The organism is Mycobacterium scrofulaceum, from assembly GCF_002086735.1.
In the GTDB taxonomy this organism is placed as follows: Bacteria; Actinomycetota; Actinomycetes; order Mycobacteriales; family Mycobacteriaceae; genus Mycobacterium; species Mycobacterium scrofulaceum.
Genome location: NZ_MVIJ01000006.1, coordinates 82,562 through 100,269, shown reverse-complemented (window position 1 = coordinate 100,269; position 17,708 = coordinate 82,562). Strand labels below are relative to the sequence as shown.

The window sequence follows — 17,708 nt, the reverse complement described above, 5'->3', positions numbered from 1 at the left end:
CCCCATCGTAGAGGGCGGCGACGAAGGATCAGTTGTCGCCGCGGGTATCGATGACGCGCTGCGCGATGTCGATGAGCTTGACCTGACTCTCCTGGGACAGGCGGCGGAGCAGGTCGAACGCGCGCAGCTCGTCCACGCCGTAACGCTCCATGATGATGCCCTTGGCCTGGCCGATCCGGTCGCGCGTCGACAGCGCCGATTGCATCTGCTGGCCGTGGCGGCTCGCCATGATGGCCGCGGCGGCATGCGCGGCGAACACCGTGCCGACGGTCTCCGCCTCGGTGTCCCATGCGCCTGGCTGGAAGCTGAACAGGTTCAGCGCCCCCGCCGTGCGTTCCGCGGTGTACAGCTTGAACGAGAGGCTGCTCAACACACCGCGTTCCACCGCGGCCGGCCCGTATTGGGGCCAGCGGGGTTCGTCGCGCAGGTCGTCGGTGCGCACGATCGTCTGCTTGAGGGCGGCATCGTGGCAGGGACCCTCGCTGAAGTCGTGCTGCAGCTTGTCCAGCTGCGCAACCAGGCTGTCGGTGTCCGCCAACGATTCGAACTCCCCGGCCCCCTTGATCAGCAGCACCCCCGCGATGTCCGCCGCCGGTATCAGCTGCACCGCGGCGGTGGTCACGTCGGCGAGCACCTGATCGAGCGAGCGTGGGGCGGCGATGTCGCGGGCGAGCTCGGCCATGCGCTGCGCCAGCCCGTGCCGGGAACTCGGGTCCGATAAGTCCATAGAGGCGGATTCTCCACGATCGCGCACGACGTGCAACCGTCCGGTCCCGATCGTCGGTGGGCGTGGCGGCGGAGGCCGGCGGGTGGCGGCCGGCAACGTTTGTTCACATCGCCCCCGGGTACCCGCCGTCGACCAGCTCGATCTCAACCCCCCGGGGAGGCCCAGTGTTCATCCATAACAAAGCTCTTCAATTCGAGGTCCGGGTCAGCGAGCCCGATGCACGGTTTGCGACCCTGCTGCAGGAGCAATTCGGCGGCGCCAACGGCGAACTCAAGGCCGCCATGCAGTACTTCACCCAGGCGTTCGTCCTGCGCGACAAGAACCCCAAGATGTACGACCTGTTCATGGACATCGCCACCGAGGAACTCAGCCACCTCGAGATGGTCGGCTCGATGATCACCATGTTGCTGGACGGCCTCAACGACAACCTGAAGATGGCCAACGAGACGTGCGACTGGATGCCCGCGGTGGCCAGCGGCGACGGTCGCGACCAGATCATTCATCAAGTCGCGGTCAACCCGCTGTATCTGGCGCTGAACGGGGGCAGCCCGGACGTGAGCAACTCCCAGGGCGTGCCGTGGATGGGCTCCTACGTCAACGCCAACGGCGACCCGACGGTGGATCTGCGCAGCAACCTGGCCGCCGAGTCCCGGGCGAAGATCGTCTACGAATACCTCAAGCAGTTCACCGACGATCCGGGTGTGCAAGACACCCTGAACTTCTTGATGACCCGTGAAGTGGCCCACTATCAGCAATTCACCGCGGCGCTCAACGAGCTTCCGGTGAACTTCCCGCCGGGGCAGCTGGCCGCCGACCCGCGCTTCCAGAACGTCGCGTTCAACATGTCCGACGGTGGCGGCGAATCGATCCGCGGCCCGTGGAACCAGGGTCAGGGACCGTGGCCGGAGGGCATGGAATGGGAGTACGTGGAGAAGCCGCAGGAGCAGTGGTTGGGCGGTGACACCCGGCAGAACAAGGGCGCCGAACAGAACCCGCAGGGATCCCCGGCCATCAAGGCCGAGAAGCCCTTCACGCACGAACAACGGCTGCCCACAAGCTGATTGGAGACGAGAAGGCCGGGTGCTGAGATATCCAGCACCCGGCCTTCGCGTTGCCTACTTGATCTGCGGATCGGGCGGGTTGTCCGCCCCGCGGCCGGTCACCGCGTCGCGCACGTGGTCGACGACCGCCGCGCCCATCCCCATCGTCTTGAGCACCGTCGGGTTGGGCGGGGTGTCCGGGTGGGGCCGGGTGGGAGCGATTTTCTTTGCCTGTTCCAGCTTTTCGCCGATCTTCTCCAGCTCTTCCCGGCCGATCGCCAGCTCCACCTGCGGCCAGACCACGTCCTGCTCGTAGGCGATGTGTTCGCGCCCCGCCCGGACGAACTCCTGCAACGCCTCGTGGTAGTCGGGCTCGCCGGGCTTGCCGTCCTCGAGCCGCTGCAACAGCTGCTTTCCCGCCTGCTCCTGCTCGATCGCCTTGTCGACGAGCCCGTCGCCGAGCGCCCTGCGCACCGCCGGCCAGAAGAACTGCTCCTCGATGGCCTCGTGCTGCGACTCGGCGATGATGAGATTGTTCACCACCGTTTCCAGGCCGCTGGCTTCGGCGCCCGCCCCCGACGGCGCCCCGTCGAGCGTCTCGAACAACCCGAGAACGCTCTTATGGTCGTGGCGAAGAAAAGTGATTGCGTCCATGCCTTGCCTTCCAGTTGGGCTTGTCACTCGAAGTGGCCTGCGGGTACCCGGGCCCGCGGGGCGCAAACTCCGCGCCGGCGCCGGAAGCCGGGGCGCGGTCGTGGCAAGACTGGGGTCGTTTCGGCCGGCCGTGTCGGGGGTAGCTCTAGGCGATGGCGGCCGACGGTACAACGAAGTCCGTCGTCGTGGCCTTCGCCGCCAACGCCGGGATCGCGGCGGCGAAGTTCGTCGGCTTCCTGGTCACCGGAAGCTCGGCCATGCTCGCGGAATCGGTGCACTCCCTCGCCGACACCATCAACGAAGTGCTGTTGATGGTCGGCAAGCACGAGGCGCTCAGGCGTCCAGATGCCCTGCACCAGTTCGGGTATGGCCGCAGCCGGTATTTCTATTCGTTCGTCGTGGCCCTGTTGGTGTTCGTGCTCGGTGCGGTCGCCGCGATGTACGAGGGATACCGCAAACTCTCCCACCCCGAGCAATTGACCGACCCCGGCGTCGCCATTGTGATCCTCGTCGTCGCCGCCGTCTTGGAGGGCATCAGCCTGCGGACGGTGCTCAGGGAGTCCAAGCGGCTCAAGGGCTCCGACAATTGGTGGCGTTTCATCCGCAATTCACGCATCCCCGAACCGCCGGTGGTGCTGCTGGAAGACAGCGCCGCGTTGCTCGGTCTGAGCGTGGCGTTCGCCGGTGTGACGTTGACGGCCGCCACCAGAAACCCGTTGTGGGATGCGGTCAGCACGCTGGGCATCGGCGCGCTGCTCGCGGTGATCGCCGTCGTCCTGATCGTCGAGACGCACAGCCTGCTGATCGGCGAGGGCGCAACGATGCACCAATGCATGATGATTCGGTCCGCCCTGCAGGCGGCCGAGCATGTCGACTCCGTGGTGGAGTTGCGCACCGAATACCTCGCCCCGGACCAGATGGTGGTCGCCGCCAAGGTCGTCTTCGGGCCCGAACAGGAGTTCGCCACGGCCGCCGACGTGATCAAGAACGCCGAGGCGCGCGTTCGGCAGACGGTGCCCGCGGTGCGCGTCGTCTACATCCAGCCCGAGGTCGAGCGCAAGCCGAACTAGCGCACCTTGGGCAACACGTTGGCGCGGTAGAACGCGATGGCCGTCACCGGATTGCTTTGGGGGAAGTGCAGGAACGGCACAGCGCCGGCGTCGACGACCTCCTGCACCGCCGTGATGTGCGGGGCCGGGTCGGTGCCCACGGTCCAGTTCGCCAGCACCTTGTCGATGGGGTTGACCTCGGCGGCGCGCTGGATCTCGACCGGATTCGGCTGGTCGACGGCGCCGGCGGTGAAGCGCCACAGCCCGGCGGCGGTGGCGGCCTCGGCGGCGTCGCCGACCACGGCGAACAGCTCGGCGCGCTTGCCCAGGCCGGCGGGGTCGCGGCCGGCGGCCCGGGCGCCGCTCTCGAATGCGGCCACCAGGGTGGGGTTGGTGATGTCGCGGGCCTGACCGATCCAGCCGTCGCCGTATTGACCGGCCAGTGTCGCGCTCTTGGGTCCGCTGGCCGCCACGAAGATCGGCGGGGGCGTCGGCGGCGTGTCGTACAGCTTCAACGCGTCGGTCTGAAAGTAGCGGCCGGCGAACGACGTTCGCGCTCCGGACCACAGCCCCCGGATGAGGGTGATGGCCTCGATCAGGCGATCGTGGCGTTCGGCGTACGTGCCGAACCTGTCGGTCGCCGCCTGCTCGTTGAGCCGTTCCCCGGTGCCCACGCCGAGGAACACCCGTCCGGGGCTGAGGATCGCCAGCGAGGCGAAGGCCTGGGCCACCACGGCCGGGTGGTACCGGTACGTGGGGCAGGTGACCCCGGTGCCGAACGAGATGTGGTCGGTGGCGTTGCCCACCAAAGCCAGCGTCAGCCATGGAAACATCGAATGGCCCTCGTTGTCCTGCCAGGGCTGGATGTGGTCGCTGGCCCAGACATGCCCGAAGCCGGCCTGTTCGGCGGCCCGCGCCTGCGCCACCAGCTGGTCGGTGCGGAACTGCTCGTGGGAGAGCACGACACCCACCGCCTTGGCGGCGGGCGGCGGCGGGGCGGCGGGCGTGGCGCGGTCGCTGCCAGGCCGCCCACAGCCGGCGGCGCCGAACATGCCCGCACCGGCGGCCATCCGCCCGAACGCGCGCCGCGAAACGCCGGTCACCGTCGTAACGTACCCCCGGAGCCGGCGATGACACCCGGGCTGCGGTTGACCCGTTAGCCTGCTGGGATGACTCCCCAGGCAAGCCCCGCACGGAAGGCCGACGTCCGCGAGCTGTGCCGCACCCTGGCCCGCGCGTTCTCCGACGACCCGGTGATGACCTGGTTGCTGCCCGACGAGGGGACGAGGACGGCGAACCTGTACCGGGTGTTCGCGACGATGACGCGCCACCATCATCTGGGGTGCGGCGGCGTCGAGGTGGCCCGCGGCGGCCCGGACATCGGCGCGGCGGCCCTGTGGGACCCGCCGAACCGGTGGCGCGAGACACGGCTGGGCGAACTGGCGATGACCCCGACGTTTCTGCGGGTGTTCGGCCTGCGCGCGACCAAGGCGCGCGCCGTGCAGGAGCTGATGAAGCGCACGCATCCCGAGGAGCCGCACTGGTATCTCGCGGCGATCGGCAGCGACCCCTCGGTCCGCGGGCAGGGCTTCGGGCAGGCGCTGATGCGGTCGCGGCTGGACCGCTGCGACGCGGAGTACTGCCCGGCCTACCTCGAGTCCAGCAAGCCCGAAAATGTGCCGTATTACGAGCGTTTCGGATTCGTCGTCACCCGCGAGATCGTGTTGCCCGAGGGCGGCCCGTCGATGTGGGCGATGTGGCGCGCGCCGCGGTAGCGTTTAGCCCCCCGACCCGGCGGGCAACCGTCCTCGCATGAGCGAAAACCCGCAAGGCGACGAGTCGGTGGACCCCGCGGACTTCCCCGAGGAAGGCGGACCCGGGGACACCCTGAACGCCAGCGAAGGCACCGATTCCGACGAAGTGCACAACGACGACGGCGACATCGTCGTCGATCCCCCCGAGGGCTGGAGCGAGGCGAACAAGTTCGGCATGACGGCGCGGGAGGAGCGCGAGGGCGAATCGCTCGATGCCCGGCTCGCCGAGGAGGAGCCGGACGTCTCCGCCGACGACGTCGCGGAGGTGGGTGCCGACGGTCCGCCCGGGCGGGCGCACCGCGGCCAGATCGACGGGGCCCCCGAGGACGGGCAGTCGCTGTACGAGGTCGTCGACGAGAACGCGGCGCCGGACTTCACTCAGACGACGGAGTGACGCGGCCAGTGTTCGACTGTTCACTCCGACCGGGGCGCGCGAACCGCCGTTAAGGCGTGCTCTTCCAGCCCGCGATCCCGATCGCGATCATCCGTAGCTGCTTGACGGCGATCCGCCGGATGTCTTCCAGCGCCTCGGTGCTTTGCGCGTCCTCGATCGCTTCGGCGATGACGATCATCGCGTTGACGAACAGCGTCGCCAGTACGTTGAGGTCCTCGGTCGTCCACTCGTGCAGGCGCGGAAAGCGGGCCAGGTCGGTGGCCAGCTCGGACGTGATCAACCGGATCTCGGTGCGGATGGCGTAGCGCAGCACGCTGAGCCCGCTGTTGCGTTCGCGAGCGATGAATCGCCAATGTTCCCGTCGCTGGGCGACACTGGCGACCAGGATTTCGACGGACGATTCGATCACCCGGTTGGGATCGAGCTTGCCGGCGCGGGCGTCGCGCAGCGTGTCGCGCAGGCTGCGGAACGACTCGTCGATCAGGACCAGCCCCAGGGCCTCCATCGACTCGAAGTGGCGGTAGAAGGCGGCGGGCACGATCCCGACTTCGCGGGTGACCTCCCGCAGGCTCAGACTGGAAAAGCTGCGGTCCTGCAAGAGCTTGAGCGCCGCGGCGATGATGGCGCGACGGGTCGCCTCCTTGCGCTCCTCGCGCGACCGGCTTTCGCGTGAGCGCTCGCGACCAGAACCGCGCACCCGTGAGCTAGGAGTACGGCTGTTCACTATGTGAACCCTACCACAGACCTGCAGTAAACCCTTGACTGACCGGGTGGTATGGCGGCACGGTGTACATATGTTCACTCAAACCGTTCAGACTTCTCGTCGGGCCCTCGCTCGGACTTTTCGGAAGCGAGTGTTGGGTTCAGACCTCCTCGATCTGCTCACCGGTCCCCATGGCGTCGACCGGTACACCGAGCTGGTGGCGCCGACCTGGACGCTGGGCGAAGCCCGCGCCAAGGTGGTCGACGTGCGCCGCACCACCGCCCGCAGCGTCACCCTCACCCTCGCCCCCAACGAAAGTTTCACGGCCTCCGTCAAGGCCGGCCAGTACGTCAACCTCACCGTCGAGATCGACGGCCGGCGGTTCACCCGCTGCTATTCACCGGCCAATGCCGAGGGCGCCGGCCGCCTCGAGCTGACCATCGGCCGCCACGACGGCGGCCTGGTCTCCAACCACCTGTACGAGCACGCCCGCCGCGGCATGGTCGTCGGTTTGGCGGGCGTCGGCGGCGACTTCGTGTTGCCGGAGCAGCGGCCGCGGCGGATCCTGTTTGTCTCCGGCGGCAGCGGCATCACCCCGGTGATGGCGATGCTGCGCACGCTGGTCGCCGAGGGGCACCCGGGTGAGATCGCGTTCATCCACTACGCCCGCACCGCCGACGAGGCCTGCTACCGCGCCGAGCTCGCCGGCCTGCCCGGCGTCCGCGTGCTGCACGGCTACACCCGATCCGGCGGCGGCGACCTGGTCGGCCGATTCGACGCCGCGCACCTGGCCGCCGCGATGCCGTCGCCCGACGCGGTGTTCGTCTGCGGGCCAACGGCTCTGGTCGACGCAGTCCGGAGTCACTGCGACAACGTCTACACGGAGAGCTTCGTGCCCCCGTCGTTCGAGGCGCCGGCCAACCCGTCGGGCGGACGGGTCACCTTCTCCGACAGCGGGATCGACGTCGTCGATGACGGCCGCCCCCTGCTGGAACAGGCCGAATCGGCCGGCCTGTCACCGGAAAACGGCTGCCGGATGGGAATCTGCCACACCTGCACCCGGCGCAAGACCGCCGGAACGGTGCGCAACCTGATCACCGGCGCGGTGTCGACCGGGCCCGACGAGGACGTGCAGATCTGCGTGTCCGTCCCGGTCGGCGATGTCGATCTCTCGCTCTAACGCCAACGAAAGCCTTGGAGGAAAAGCCATGACACAGAACAAGATCACCCTGACCCCCGAACAGGCCGAGGAGTTCGGCCGTGAGCTGGACGCCATCCGGGAACGCGTGTTGGCCGGCCTGGGTGCGGAGGACGCCGACTACATCCGCCGCGTCATCAAGGCGCAGCGCGCGCTCGAGGTGGGCGGCCGTGCGCTGCTCTTCCTGCCGCCCGCGTGGCCGCTGGGCACCGCGATGCTGGGCCTGTCCAAGATCCTGGACAACATGGAGATCGGCCACAACATCATGCACGGCCAGTACGACTGGATGCGCGACCCGGCGATCTCCGGCCGGTCCTTCGAGTGGGACACCGCGTGCCCGGCCGATCAATGGCGTCATTCGCACAACTACATGCACCACACGCACACCAACATCGTGGGGATGGACCGCGACATCGGCTACGGCATCCTGCGGATGAGCGAGGACCAGAAGTGGCACCCCTACTACCTGGGCAACCCGCTCTACGCCTTCCTGCTGATGGTGCTGTTCCAGTACGGCGTCGCGCTGCACGAGCTGGAAACCGAACGCATCCGCGCGGGCGAGATCCGGCTCGCCGACAAGCGTGAGGTGCTGCGCGAGATCTGGAAGAAGACCCGCCGGCAGACCCTCAAGGACTACGTCGCCTTCCCGCTGCTGGCCGGGCCGTTCGCCCCGTTCGTCTTCGCGGGCAACCTCTCGGCCAACCTGATGCGCAACGTGTGGTCGTACATGATCATCTTCTGCGGACACTTCCCGGACGGCACCCAGGAGTTCACCGTCGAGGAGACCAAGGACGAGTCCCGCGGCATGTGGTACTTCCGCCAGGTGCTCGGTTCGGCGAATCTCACCGGCGGCAAGCTGTTTCACCTGCTGTCGGGCAACCTGTCCCACCAGATCGAACACCACCTGTTCCCGGACATGCCGGCGCGCCGCTACGCCGAGATCGCACCGGAGGTGCAGGCGATCTGCGAACGTTATGGCATCCCCTACAACCGCGGCCCGCTGCTGCGGCAGTTCGGCACCGTCGTCCGCAAGATCGTCCGGCTGACCTTCCCGGACTCGGTGCTGCAGAAGGTCTCCGCCGACCGGCCGGCCGAGCCGGTCCCCGCGGCCGCCTGACTGTTCGCCCACGTCCCCCACGCGCAAACCGGGCATTGCGCGCGGGGGACAATGGGCTGCGTGGAGTGGACCGGCGCGCGCTACGCGGACAAACCGACGGTGGAGGCATCGACGTGGATCGATGCGGATCCCGCCCGGGTATGGAGCCTGGTCTCCGACATCAAGCTGATGCCCACGCTGAGCAACGAGCTGCAGGCCGTGGAGTGGGCCGAGGGCGCCGACGCGCCGCGCGTCGGCGCCCGCTTCGTCGGGCACAACCATAACGAGGCCTTCGGGCAGTGGAGCAGCACCTCGCAGATCGTCGCGTGCGACGAGCCACGCGAGTTCGCCTGGGCGGTCGGCAAGCCGGAAAGGCCCGCGGCGGCATGGCGATTCCGGCTGACGCCGCGAGACGGCGGCACCGACCTGAGCTATTGGATGCAGATGGGGCCTGGACGGTCGGGGTTGTCCGTGGCGATCGAGGCGATGCCGGACAAGGAACAGAAGATCGTGTTCGTGCGGCTCCGCGAGATCGAGGCCGCGATCGGCAAGACACTGGCGACGATCAAGAGGCTGGCCGAACACGGGGTGCGCTGATGCGGAGCGCCACCACGGTCGAGGTGTCGACCGCCGGCCGGGAAACCACGGCCTTCGTCGTCGAGGCGGAAAAGCTGGGCCTCGACGTGTGCTGGGTGGCCGAGGCCTGGGGTTCCGACGCCCCGTCCGCGCTGGGCTACCTCGCGGCGCGGACCGAGCGGATCCTGCTGGGCTCGGGCGTCTTGCAGGTCGGCGTTCGCTCGCCCGTCATGGTCGCCCAGACCGCCATCACGCTGTCCAACCTGTCGGGCGGGCGGTTCCTGCTCGGGCTGGGCGCCTCAGGCCCGCAGGTGATCGAGGGCCTGCACGGTGTCGCGTTCAGCCGGCCTCTGGCGCGCATCTCCGAAACCGTCGCCATCGTGCGCCAGGCGTTCACCGGGGCCAAAATCTCGCACTCCGGCAGGCAGTTTCAGATCCCCCTTCCCGGCGGTGAAGCGGTGCCGATGCGATTGTCGACGCGGCCCGAGCATCCGATCCCGATCTACCTGGCCGCGCTGTCACCGGCGATGCTGCGGCTGACGGGGCAGGTCGCCGACGGCTGGCTGGGCACCAGCTTCGTCCCGGAGGGCGCCGGCGCCGCGTACTTCGCCCACCTCGACGAGGGCCTGACCGCGGCCGGCCGCACGCGCGCCGACGTCGACATCTGCCAGGGCGCCGAGGTCGCCTTCGCCTCCGACGAGGAGGAACTGCGCGGCATGGTCGCGGGCCGCAAGAAGGAGCTCGCGTTCAGCCTCGGCGGGATGGGGTCGTCGAACACGAACTACTACAACCAGGCCTATAGCCGGCAGGGCTGGGCCGACATCGCCGCCGAGGTGCGCGAGCGCTGGCAACGGGGTGACCGCGACGGAGCGGCCGCGTTGGTCACCGACGAGATGGTGTTGGCCACCACGCTGATCGGCACCGAGGAGATGGTCCGCGCCCGGCTCGCCGTGTGGCGGAAGGCCGGCGTGAACACCGTGCGGCTGTATCCCGCCGGCGACACGCCGGCGGCGAAGCTGCACACGCTCGGCCGGGCCATCGAGCTGGTTGCGGCGGCTTGATGCCGAGTGTGGGGACTATGGACGAATTCAAGGCCTTTCGCGTGCGTAGGCCCCAGCTTCGACGGGCTAGGTGGTAGCGGTCGGCGCCTCGGTCGCCTTCATCAGCTTCACCCGTGGCCGCTCCGGCACCCCGTCGGCCAAAAACCACCGGAAGGCGAGGTTGCCGCGCGGATAGCCCACCGTGGTCAGCGAATTCGGGTGGCCGGTCGGTTCCGGGGACAGGACGATCGTCACCGAGCCGTCGCTGTTCGGCGCGGCGCTGTGGCCGTTGATCGAGCAGCGGACGTCGGGGCCCTCCGAGGCGCCGAAGGTGGCCATGAACTGGTTCCACACCACCAGGTTCCAGAACCGGCACGACGGTGGCCGGTGCGTGATGACCAGGGCTTCGTCGTCGTCGAGCACAAAGCTGCCATAGGAGTAGCAGGCGTCGCGGGCCGACCAACCGAAGTTGGCGTCGGGCACCTGATAGGGATCGGCGAATTCGTTTGCGGCATGGGCGGTTCGATGGCCGAGGGCGTGCTCGTCGTCGGCGCGCGTCCCGACGGCGAGCGGCACGATCGCGAACATGGTGCGCATCCAGGTCGTGATCGCCCGCAGCCGCGCCGCGGTTTCGGCGTCGCCGTGCCGGATCGGTTCCGGCTCGTCGAGCGCCTCGATCCGCCAGGTGACGGGGCGGCCGGTCAGCGGGTCGGCCTGGTAGTCGCGGGTCATCAGCACCGCGGCCTCGGGGGTGGGGCCGAGTTCGAAGGTGAAGTCTCCCTTGGTGTCGACGTCGAGGTCGGTGTCGCGGACGATCGCGACTACCCGGTCGGACCACGCTCCCGGTGACGGCTCGTTGTAGGCGGTCACCGAAAAGTACATGCTGTCACCGCGATTGCCGCTGATCCGGTAGCGCCGCCGCGGATCGACCGGGCAGACGAAGTAGTAGGCGTCGGTGTTGTCGCCGCCCCAGCGACGGTCCCGCCGAAACGGTGTGTTCACCGCGACGAATTGGGGCCGCCCCGGCTCGGTGAACAGGTAGGTGTCGAAGGCCACGCCGAGCGTGCTGGCGAGCATGCGGTAGCCGTCGGCGACGTGCCGGTCGTCGGTCACCGCGCGGTCGCCTTCGGTGAAGGAGCGGTCGAGGGCTGCGAGGGTACCGAGCAGGTCCTGCCACGCGGCCGTCGTTTCGTGCGTCATGCGCTGATTCCCTTCAGGAGCAACGTGGTGGTGCGATCGACCCAGGCGTCCCCGAGTCCGGAGTCGGGTGCGGTGAAGCGGGTGAGCAATCCCATCAACGTGATGCCGGCGATGGCATCGGTGAGTTCGGTGGCCGTCACGTCGGGCCGGACCTCGCCGCGCGCCGCGGCCCGGTCCAGCAACTCGGTAAGGCCGCCGCCGATGACGCCGGCGAAGCGCTCCAGCAGCGCCGAATGCAGGGTCGGGTCCGCGGCCATCTCGCCGACCAGTCCCGGCAGGGCCGCCCTGGCGGCCGGTGTGGTCAGGAAAACCATTGAGCGGCGGACCATTTCGCGTAGGTCGTGGGGCAGCGACCCGGTGTCGGGCAGCTCGGTCGCGGCGCCGATCGGGAACACCGCCTCGTGCACGAGGTGCGCCTTGCTGGGCCAGCGCCGGTAGATCGCGGGCTTGCTGGTCCCGGCGCGTTCGGCGATCGCGGAGACCAACAGCCCGACATAGCCCGTCTCGGCGAGCAGTTCGACCGTCGCGCTCAGCACCGCACCGTCGATGCGCGGGTCACGGGGTCGGCCAAAATCCACAACCATTACGAAACCGAAAGTAACATAAGTCGCCGTGACCGACGCCGTTCGCCTCGACGACCTCGCCCAGCCGCGCTTCAGCGCCGAGGCGCAGCAACTCCTCGACATGATGGCCACGCTGGCCCCGGACTGCCCCTTGGATGCCGACGCGCTGCGCGCCCGGGCCGCCGCCGACACCGGCCTGGACGACTTCGGCGCGCCGGACTATCGCGAGCGGCTCGACGTCTACCTCGCCGCGCTGCGCGAGATCGACGGGCTGCACGCGGCCGGGGTGGTGAACTTCTTCGGGCAGCTGCTGCAACTGCTCAAGAATCGGCTGTTGCTGACCGACCTGCTGAGCCGGCACCCCGAGATCGACGACATCGCGCTGCAACCTCCGGTGGTGATCGCCGGATTGCCCCGCACCGGCACCACGCACCTGCACAACCTGCTGGCCGCGCCGCCCACCTTCCGCACCATGCCCTATTGGGAAAGCGTCGAGCCGTTCCCCCTGCCGACCGAGGCCGGCGTCGAGCCCGACCCGCGGCGGGCCCGGATGGACGTCGCGGTCGCGGTGATCAACACCGTGATGCCCCATTTCCCGCTGATGCACGAGATGACCACCGACCACGTGCACGAAGAGATCCAGCTGCTCGCCAACGACCTCTCGACCATGCTGTTCGAGACCCTGGCCGACGTGCCGCGCTGGCGCGACTACTACCAGGCCCACGACCAGACGCCGCACTACCAGCACCTCGCCCGCCAGCTCAAGGCCATGCAGTTTTTGCGGGGCGGCCGGCGCTGGCTGCTCAAGTCGCCCCAGCACCTCGAGCAGGTGCCGGTGCTGGCGCGCGTATTCCCCGGCAGCATCGTGGTTTTCACGCACCGCGATCCGGTGCCGGTGGCGCTGTCCATGATCGCGATGATCACTTACTCGGCGCGCATGCACCGTTCGCCGGTGCCGGTGGAGCGGATCGCGGCGTCGTGGATCGACCGCCTCGACGACATGCTGTCCGCACTGGTCCGCGACCGCGACGCGATCGGCCCGGACCGCTCGATCGACGTCCGGTTCGACGACTTCATGACCGACGAAATCGGTGTGGCCGAGCGGGTATACGCCCTGGCCGGTGAGCCGTTCACCGCGCAGGCCCGAACGGCGGTGGAGGGCTACCTGGCGGCGCACCGGCGCGGCCGGCTGGGCGCCGTCGCGACGTCCTGCGAGATGTTCGGGCTGAAGGAGAGCGACTTGCGTCGCCGCTTCGCGCCGTATGCCGAGCGGTTTCTGGCCTAACCCGGGGCGGGCCGCTACGTTCTCAAGGCATGGTCACTATGCCGGAGCTGGACGGTGTCGAACACAGGTATGTGGACGTGGGAAGCGGTGTGACGATCCATGTCGCGGACGCGGGTCCGGCCGACGGGCCGGCGGTGATGCTGGTGCACGGATTCCCGCAGAACTGGTGGGAGTGGCACCACCAGATCGGCCCGCTGGCCGCCGACGGCTACCGGGTGCTGTGCCCGGACCTGCGGGGCGCCGGGTGGAGTTCGGCGCCGCGCTCGAGCTACACCAAGGCCGAGATGGCCGAGGACCTGGCCGCCGTCCTGGATCGCCTCGATGTTCAAACGGTCAAGCTGGTCGCCCACGACTGGGGCGGGCCGGTCGCGTTCATCATGATGCTGCGCCACCCGGAAAAGGTGACCGGGTTCTTCGGCGTGAACACTGTGGCGCCGTGGGTGAAGCGCGATCTGCGGGCGGTGCGCAATATCTGGCGGTTCTGGTATCAGATCCCGATCTCGTTGCCGGTCATCGGCCCGCGGATGATCAGCGATCTCGACTCCCGGATCGGCCGGTGGATGGGCTCCTGGGTCGGCGGCGGGTACGCGCTGCCGGAGGAGGACACCCGCCTCTACATCGAGTGCATGCGGCAGCCCGGGCACGCGGAGGCGGGTTCGCGGTGGTATCGCAGCTTTCAAACCGGCGAGATGATGCGCTGGATGCGCGGCGAGTACGACGACGCCCGCGTCGAGGTGCCGGTGCGCTGGCTGACCGGCACCCAAGACCCGGTGATCACGCCCGACCTGACCGACGGATATGCCGACCACATCAGCGATTTCAAGGTGGAGCTGGTCGACGGCGTCGGCCACTGGATCGTCGACCAGCGCCCGGAGCTGGTGCTGGACCGGGTCCGGGCCTTCCTGCGCGACGAAACATAAACCTTTGCGCGGCGTTTCGGCGTGTCGTCGCAACCGGTTATGTGTCGCGGCGGGGCCGGCGCCCTCAGGGCCGGACGAGGATGCGGATGGGGTTGCCGTCTTGGCGCTCGAGCATCTCGATCCCGTGCGGCAGGTCCTCCAAGGTGATGATCTCGCTGATCGACCGTGAAATGTCAAGGCGTCCGGCAGAAACCAGCCTCGCCAGGGTCTCGATGTCGACGTTCTGGTAGCCCAGGTGCCCGAGCACTTGCTTGCGGGTCAAACCGAACAGCGAGGTGGGTCCGACGGTCGGCGCCTCGGCGCTCATCCCGACGCCCACCAGCCGGCCGCCGGGGGTGAGGCAGTCGAGCCCCTGCTCGAAAGTCGCCTTCAGGCCAACGGCGTCGAAGGCCACATCGAGCAGCCGGCCGCCGGTGACCCCGGCGATCTTGTCGTGAAGGTCGTCGTCGCGGGAGTCGAACGCGTAGTCCGCGCCGAGGGCCAAGGCCCGCTCCAACACCGCGGGGTTGATGTCGACGGCGATAATCGGCACCGCGCCGACCAACCGCGCCAGTTGGACGATGTGGGTGCCGACACCGCCGACGCCCCACACCCCGACCGACTCGCCCACCGCGACTTTCCCGGTCCGCACGACGGCTCCGAACGGCGTGGACACCGCGTCGGCCAGGATCGCGGCTTGCTCCAGCGGAACGTTGTCGGGGACCCGGGTCAGACCCGCCGCCTGCGCCACGGTGTATTCCGCCCACGCGCCGTCGTAGGCGAACGCCATCAACTGGATCCGCAGACAGTTCACCACGTCGCCGCGCCGACAGTTCGCGCAGCGTTGGCAGGGCCGGCCGGCGGCGACCACGACGCGGTCGCCCTCGTCCCAGCCGGTCACCTCCGGGCCCAACTTCGCGATGGTGCCCGACGCCTCATGGCCCTGGGTCACGACGGGCTGCTGCGCCGGGAAGGTGCCGTTGATGAGGCTCAGGTCCGAGTGGCAGATCCCGCAGAAGGCGACCTTGACCAGGACCTCGCCGGGACCGGGCTCCGGTATCGGAACATCCTCGAGCGCAACCCTTTTGGTGTCCGCGTAGAAGCGCTCGGCGCGCATCGTGTTGGCCATGCGCTAGTCGACGCCGATGGTGACTTCCGTGGACTTGATGAACACGGTCGCGGGCTGGCCGACCGTGAGCCCGAGTTCGGTGGCCGCGTCCTTGGTGACGGAGGAGGTGACGACCTGGTCACCGCCGTCGAGCTTGACCTTCACGATTGCCATGACGCTGCCGAGGTCGACCTCGGTGATGGTCCCTTTGAGCTGGTTTCGGGTCGATAGCCGCATCGGGAGGTCCTCCGTCGGGTTGAGGGGTCTGCGGTTGACTCTAGTGTCGCGGGCCGAGCAGGGCTATGGAGGCGTCGACGGCGGGTTCGACGATCTCCCGCACCGGCCGCCCGTCCTCGACGGCGAGGGCGGTGAGTTCGCGCAAACCCCCCAGCAGGATGACGGCCAGGGGGGCGGTCAGCGGGGGCAGCTCGGCCCGTCGAAAGCCGGGGCTGGCGCTCAGGTCGACCAGCAGGCCGGACAGCAGCTGCAGCCCGCGGCGCTGTACCGGGCGGGCCGCGGCACCGAGAGAGGGGAGTTCGCGGATCCAGCTCAGCGTGATGGCCGGCCGGGCCTCGATGTAGCCGACGTACGCCTCGACGGCCTGACGGATCTGCCGGTGCCAATCGGCCTCGGGATCGACCGCCGCCGCGATGTACTCGCCCAGCTTCTCGTTGTCGGATCCGAGCAGCTCCAGGAAGCACTCTTCCTTGCTCGCGAAATGGTCGTAGAAGGTGCGTTTGGACGTGCGGGCGTGACGGACGACGTCGGCGACGGTGCTGGCGCGGTAGCCGCGCTCGGTGATCGAGGCGGCGAGGCCGTCGAGCAACCTGACCCGGAACGGGTCGCCGAGGACCGCTTCGTCAGCCGTTGGTGTCGCCATCGGGCTCACGGCGGCCCCTTTCGATAGGTACGGCACCCTTGTCACGCCGCGGTACCACAGAGTACCGTAGCTCCCAACGTTCTGGTACACCGCAGTACCACCCCGGCGTCCGGGGTCAGATACGGGGGAGTAGCCCGCCATGAGTGAAGTGACCACCGCCCCACCGGCAACCGCCGCCGTCAGGTTGCCCCCCGCGACCCGGCTCCCGAAGCTGTTGCAGGGGCTGGGCTTTGCGGTGTCGCGGCGGGCGATGATCCAGCGGTTGGCCCGTCGGCACGGCGACGTCTTCACCCTCAACCTGCCGATCTACGGCCGCGTCGTGGTGGTCGGCGACCCGCAGCTGGCCAAGCAGATCTTCACGACCAGCCCGGACGAGCTCGGCAACATCCAGCCCAACCTGAGCCGGCTGTTCGGCTCGGGGTCGGTGTTCGCCCTCGACGGGGAGGACCATCGCCGCCGGCGGCGATTGCTGGCACCGCCGTTCCACGGCAAGAGCATGAAGAAGTACGAGGCGATCATCGAGGAGGAGACGCTGCGCGAGACCGCCGGCTGGCCGGAGGGGGAGCCCTTCGCGACGCTCCCGTCGATGATGCGCATCACGCTCAACGCGATCCTGCGCGCCGTCTTCGGGGCCGAGGGAGCCGAACTCGACGAGCTGCGCCGGCTCATCCCGCCGTGGGTGACGCTCGGCTCGCGGATGGCGACGATGCCCAAGCCGCAACGCAATTACGGGCGCTTCAGCCCGTGGGGGCGCCTGGACGAGTGGCGCCGACAGTACGACACCATCATCGACAGGCTCATCGAAATCGAGCGGGCCGATCCGAACTTCGACGAGCGCACCGACGTGCTCGCACTGATGTTGCGCAGCACCTACGACGACGGTTCGGCCATGTCGCGCAAGGACATCGGCGACGAGCTGCTCACGCTGCTGGCCGCCGGTCACGAAACGACGGCGTCCACGCTGGCCTGGGCGTTCGAGCGGCTGACGCGTCACCCGGATGTGCTGGCGGCCCTGGTGGAGGAGGCCGACAATGCCGGTCAGGATGGCGGCCAGGAGCTGCGTCAGGCGACTATCCTGGAAGTCCAGCGGGCCCGGACCGTCATCGATTTCGCCGCCCGGCGCGTCTACCTACCGCGGTATCGACTCGGCGAGTGGGTCATTCCGCGCGGGGAGTCAATCCTGGTGAGCATTGCCCAGATCCACGAAAACCCGGCTGTTTTTCCGAGCCCCGAGCGCTTCGATCCGCAGCGGTACGTCGGGACCAAGCCGTCGGCCTTCGCGTGGATACCGTTCGGCGGCGGCACCCGCCGCTGCGTCGGCGCGGCCTTCGCCAACATGGAGATGGATGTCGTGCTGCGAACGGTGCTGCGCCACTTCACGATCGAGACCACGACGGCACCCGGGGAGAAGTGGCACGGCCGGGGCGTCGCCTACACGCCGAAAGACGGCGGTCGGATCGTGGCGCACCGGCGCTGAGCCGG

Annotated in this window: 20 protein-coding genes; 11 read left to right on the top strand and 9 right to left on the bottom strand. The window is 68.7% G+C overall.

Translation table 11 applies throughout. The annotated features are described in order from the left end of the window. Window positions 1-28 precede the first annotated feature (28 nt). Window positions 29-727 carry a GAF and ANTAR domain-containing protein gene (locus BST44_RS06210; protein ID WP_083175758.1) on the bottom strand — a complete coding sequence of 233 codons (699 nt, stop codon included), beginning with the start codon at window positions 725-727 and terminating at the stop codon, window positions 29-31. Between the two features lie 164 nt (window positions 728-891). Here BST44_RS06210 and BST44_RS06205 point away from each other — a divergent pair, with 164 nt between their 5' ends. Continuing rightward, on the top strand, window positions 892-1,788 hold the full coding sequence (locus tag BST44_RS06205; protein ID WP_083175756.1) for a manganese catalase family protein: 897 nt from the start codon (window positions 892-894) through the stop codon (window positions 1,786-1,788). Between the two features lie 54 nt (window positions 1,789-1,842). On the opposite strand, the gene BST44_RS06200 is transcribed toward BST44_RS06205, so the two are convergent. Then, entirely contained in the window at window positions 1,843-2,421 is a 579-nt protein-coding gene (locus BST44_RS06200) for a hemerythrin domain-containing protein (protein WP_083175754.1), read from the bottom strand. A 152-nt stretch (window positions 2,422-2,573) separates the two neighbouring features. On the opposite strand from BST44_RS06200, the gene BST44_RS06195 reads away from it, so the two are divergent. Further along, window positions 2,574-3,491 (top strand): cation diffusion facilitator family transporter, encoded by a 918-nt coding sequence (locus BST44_RS06195; RefSeq protein ID WP_083175752.1) that lies wholly within the window; start codon window positions 2,574-2,576, stop codon window positions 3,489-3,491. Here the strand turns inward: BST44_RS06195 and BST44_RS06190 are convergent. After that, window positions 3,488-4,573, bottom strand: coding sequence for a F420-dependent hydroxymycolic acid dehydrogenase (locus BST44_RS06190; RefSeq protein ID WP_083175750.1), 1,086 nt, complete (start codon window positions 4,571-4,573; stop codon window positions 3,488-3,490). The genes BST44_RS06195 and BST44_RS06190 overlap by 4 nt on opposite strands. 66 nt (window positions 4,574-4,639) lie before the next feature. On the opposite strand from BST44_RS06190, the gene BST44_RS06185 reads away from it, so the two are divergent. After that, on the top strand, window positions 4,640-5,245 hold the full coding sequence (locus tag BST44_RS06185) for a GNAT family N-acetyltransferase (RefSeq protein WP_083175748.1): 606 nt from the start codon (window positions 4,640-4,642) through the stop codon (window positions 5,243-5,245). Between the two features lie 37 nt (window positions 5,246-5,282). Then, window positions 5,283-5,678, top strand: a complete 396-nt coding sequence (locus tag BST44_RS06180; RefSeq protein WP_083175746.1) for a hypothetical protein — start codon at window positions 5,283-5,285, stop codon at window positions 5,676-5,678. Window positions 5,679-5,727: 49 nt separating this feature from the next. Here BST44_RS06180 and BST44_RS06175 read toward each other — a convergent pair whose 3' ends face one another. After that, entirely contained in the window at window positions 5,728-6,375 is a 648-nt protein-coding gene (locus tag BST44_RS06175) for a TetR family transcriptional regulator (protein WP_208619735.1), read from the bottom strand. A gap of 97 nt (window positions 6,376-6,472) precedes the next feature. Between BST44_RS06175 and BST44_RS06170 the strand changes: the two genes are divergently transcribed. From BST44_RS06170 to BST44_RS06155, 4 genes are read left to right on the top strand one after another with little or no spacing between them, the layout of a single operon-like run. Continuing rightward, complete coding sequence (locus BST44_RS06170; protein ID WP_083175742.1) at window positions 6,473-7,561, top strand: ferredoxin reductase; 1,089 nt, start codon at window positions 6,473-6,475, stop codon at window positions 7,559-7,561. Window positions 7,562-7,589: 28 nt separating this feature from the next. Next, window positions 7,590-8,696: a fatty acid desaturase family protein gene (locus BST44_RS06165; RefSeq protein ID WP_083175740.1), complete on the top strand. Its 1,107-nt coding sequence runs from the start codon at window positions 7,590-7,592 to the stop codon at window positions 8,694-8,696. A gap of 51 nt (window positions 8,697-8,747) precedes the next feature. Beyond that, window positions 8,748-9,272, top strand: coding sequence for an SRPBCC family protein (locus BST44_RS06160; RefSeq protein ID WP_208619734.1), 525 nt, complete (start codon window positions 8,748-8,750; stop codon window positions 9,270-9,272). After that, window positions 9,272-10,312 (top strand): LLM class flavin-dependent oxidoreductase, encoded by a 1,041-nt coding sequence (locus tag BST44_RS06155; protein ID WP_083175738.1) that lies wholly within the window; start codon window positions 9,272-9,274, stop codon window positions 10,310-10,312. The genes BST44_RS06160 and BST44_RS06155 overlap by 1 nt, the downstream gene beginning before the upstream one ends. Before the next feature lie 66 nt (window positions 10,313-10,378). Here BST44_RS06155 and BST44_RS06150 read toward each other — a convergent pair whose 3' ends face one another. Together BST44_RS06150 and BST44_RS06145 are read right to left on the bottom strand one after the other, a co-directional pair. Further along, complete coding sequence (locus tag BST44_RS06150) at window positions 10,379-11,491, bottom strand: DUF1214 domain-containing protein (protein ID WP_083175736.1); 1,113 nt, start codon at window positions 11,489-11,491, stop codon at window positions 10,379-10,381. Then, window positions 11,488-12,075, bottom strand: coding sequence for a TetR/AcrR family transcriptional regulator (locus BST44_RS06145; RefSeq protein WP_083175735.1), 588 nt, complete (start codon window positions 12,073-12,075; stop codon window positions 11,488-11,490). The genes BST44_RS06150 and BST44_RS06145 overlap by 4 nt, the downstream gene beginning before the upstream one ends. 28 nt (window positions 12,076-12,103) lie before the next feature. Between BST44_RS06145 and BST44_RS06140 the strand changes: the two genes are divergently transcribed. After that, window positions 12,104-13,339, top strand: coding sequence for a sulfotransferase family protein (locus BST44_RS06140; RefSeq protein WP_083175733.1), 1,236 nt, complete (start codon window positions 12,104-12,106; stop codon window positions 13,337-13,339). A 29-nt stretch (window positions 13,340-13,368) separates the two neighbouring features. Further along, window positions 13,369-14,259, top strand: coding sequence for an alpha/beta fold hydrolase (locus BST44_RS06135; RefSeq protein WP_083175731.1), 891 nt, complete (start codon window positions 13,369-13,371; stop codon window positions 14,257-14,259). A 64-nt stretch (window positions 14,260-14,323) separates the two neighbouring features. Here the strand turns inward: BST44_RS06135 and BST44_RS06130 are convergent, their stop codons facing one another. From BST44_RS06130 to BST44_RS06120, 3 genes are read right to left on the bottom strand one after another with little or no spacing between them, the layout of a single operon-like run. Further along, window positions 14,324-15,367: a zinc-binding dehydrogenase gene (locus BST44_RS06130; protein ID WP_083175729.1), complete on the bottom strand. Its 1,044-nt coding sequence runs from the start codon at window positions 15,365-15,367 to the stop codon at window positions 14,324-14,326. A 3-nt stretch (window positions 15,368-15,370) separates the two neighbouring features. Next, complete coding sequence (locus BST44_RS06125) at window positions 15,371-15,583, bottom strand: TOBE domain-containing protein (protein WP_083175727.1); 213 nt, start codon at window positions 15,581-15,583, stop codon at window positions 15,371-15,373. Window positions 15,584-15,623: 40 nt separating this feature from the next. After that, the gene (locus BST44_RS06120; protein ID WP_083175725.1) at window positions 15,624-16,226 is read right to left on the bottom strand and encodes a TetR/AcrR family transcriptional regulator; all 603 of its coding nucleotides are present in this window, start codon (window positions 16,224-16,226) and stop codon (window positions 15,624-15,626) included. Window positions 16,227-16,365: 139 nt separating this feature from the next. On the opposite strand from BST44_RS06120, the gene BST44_RS06115 reads away from it, so the two are divergent. Beyond that, window positions 16,366-17,703: a cytochrome P450 gene (locus tag BST44_RS06115; RefSeq protein ID WP_083175723.1), complete on the top strand. Its 1,338-nt coding sequence runs from the start codon at window positions 16,366-16,368 to the stop codon at window positions 17,701-17,703. Window positions 17,704-17,708: the final 5 nt, after the last annotated feature.

Excerpts from the sequence above, each read along its gene's own strand:
- BST44_RS06130 (WP_083175729.1), bottom strand. The coding sequence starts at position 15,367 with ATGGCCAACACGATGCGCGCCGAGCGCTTCTACGCGGACACCAAAAGG.
- BST44_RS06185 (WP_083175748.1), top strand. The coding sequence starts at position 4,640 with ATGACTCCCCAGGCAAGCCCCGCACGGAAGGCCGACGTCCGCGAGCTG.
- BST44_RS06180 (WP_083175746.1), top strand. The coding sequence starts at position 5,283 with ATGAGCGAAAACCCGCAAGGCGACGAGTCGGTGGACCCCGCGGACTTC.
- BST44_RS06210 (WP_083175758.1), bottom strand. The coding sequence starts at position 727 with ATGGACTTATCGGACCCGAGTTCCCGGCACGGGCTGGCGCAGCGCATG.
- BST44_RS06160 (WP_208619734.1), top strand. The coding sequence starts at position 8,748 with ATGGGCTGCGTGGAGTGGACCGGCGCGCGCTACGCGGACAAACCGACG.
- BST44_RS06165 (WP_083175740.1), top strand. The coding sequence starts at position 7,590 with ATGACACAGAACAAGATCACCCTGACCCCCGAACAGGCCGAGGAGTTC.
- BST44_RS06170 (WP_083175742.1), top strand. The coding sequence starts at position 6,473 with ATGTTCACTCAAACCGTTCAGACTTCTCGTCGGGCCCTCGCTCGGACT.
- BST44_RS06155 (WP_083175738.1), top strand. The coding sequence starts at position 9,272 with ATGCGGAGCGCCACCACGGTCGAGGTGTCGACCGCCGGCCGGGAAACC.
- BST44_RS06115 (WP_083175723.1), top strand. The coding sequence starts at position 16,366 with ATGAGTGAAGTGACCACCGCCCCACCGGCAACCGCCGCCGTCAGGTTG.
- BST44_RS06200 (WP_083175754.1), bottom strand. The coding sequence starts at position 2,421 with ATGGACGCAATCACTTTTCTTCGCCACGACCATAAGAGCGTTCTCGGG.
- BST44_RS06125 (WP_083175727.1), bottom strand. The coding sequence starts at position 15,583 with ATGCGGCTATCGACCCGAAACCAGCTCAAAGGGACCATCACCGAGGTC.
- BST44_RS06150 (WP_083175736.1), bottom strand. The coding sequence starts at position 11,491 with ATGACGCACGAAACGACGGCCGCGTGGCAGGACCTGCTCGGTACCCTC.
- BST44_RS06135 (WP_083175731.1), top strand. The coding sequence starts at position 13,369 with ATGGTCACTATGCCGGAGCTGGACGGTGTCGAACACAGGTATGTGGAC.
- BST44_RS06145 (WP_083175735.1), bottom strand. The coding sequence starts at position 12,075 with ATGGTTGTGGATTTTGGCCGACCCCGTGACCCGCGCATCGACGGTGCG.
- BST44_RS06195 (WP_083175752.1), top strand. The coding sequence starts at position 2,574 with ATGGCGGCCGACGGTACAACGAAGTCCGTCGTCGTGGCCTTCGCCGCC.
- BST44_RS06120 (WP_083175725.1), bottom strand. The coding sequence starts at position 16,226 with ATGGCGACACCAACGGCTGACGAAGCGGTCCTCGGCGACCCGTTCCGG.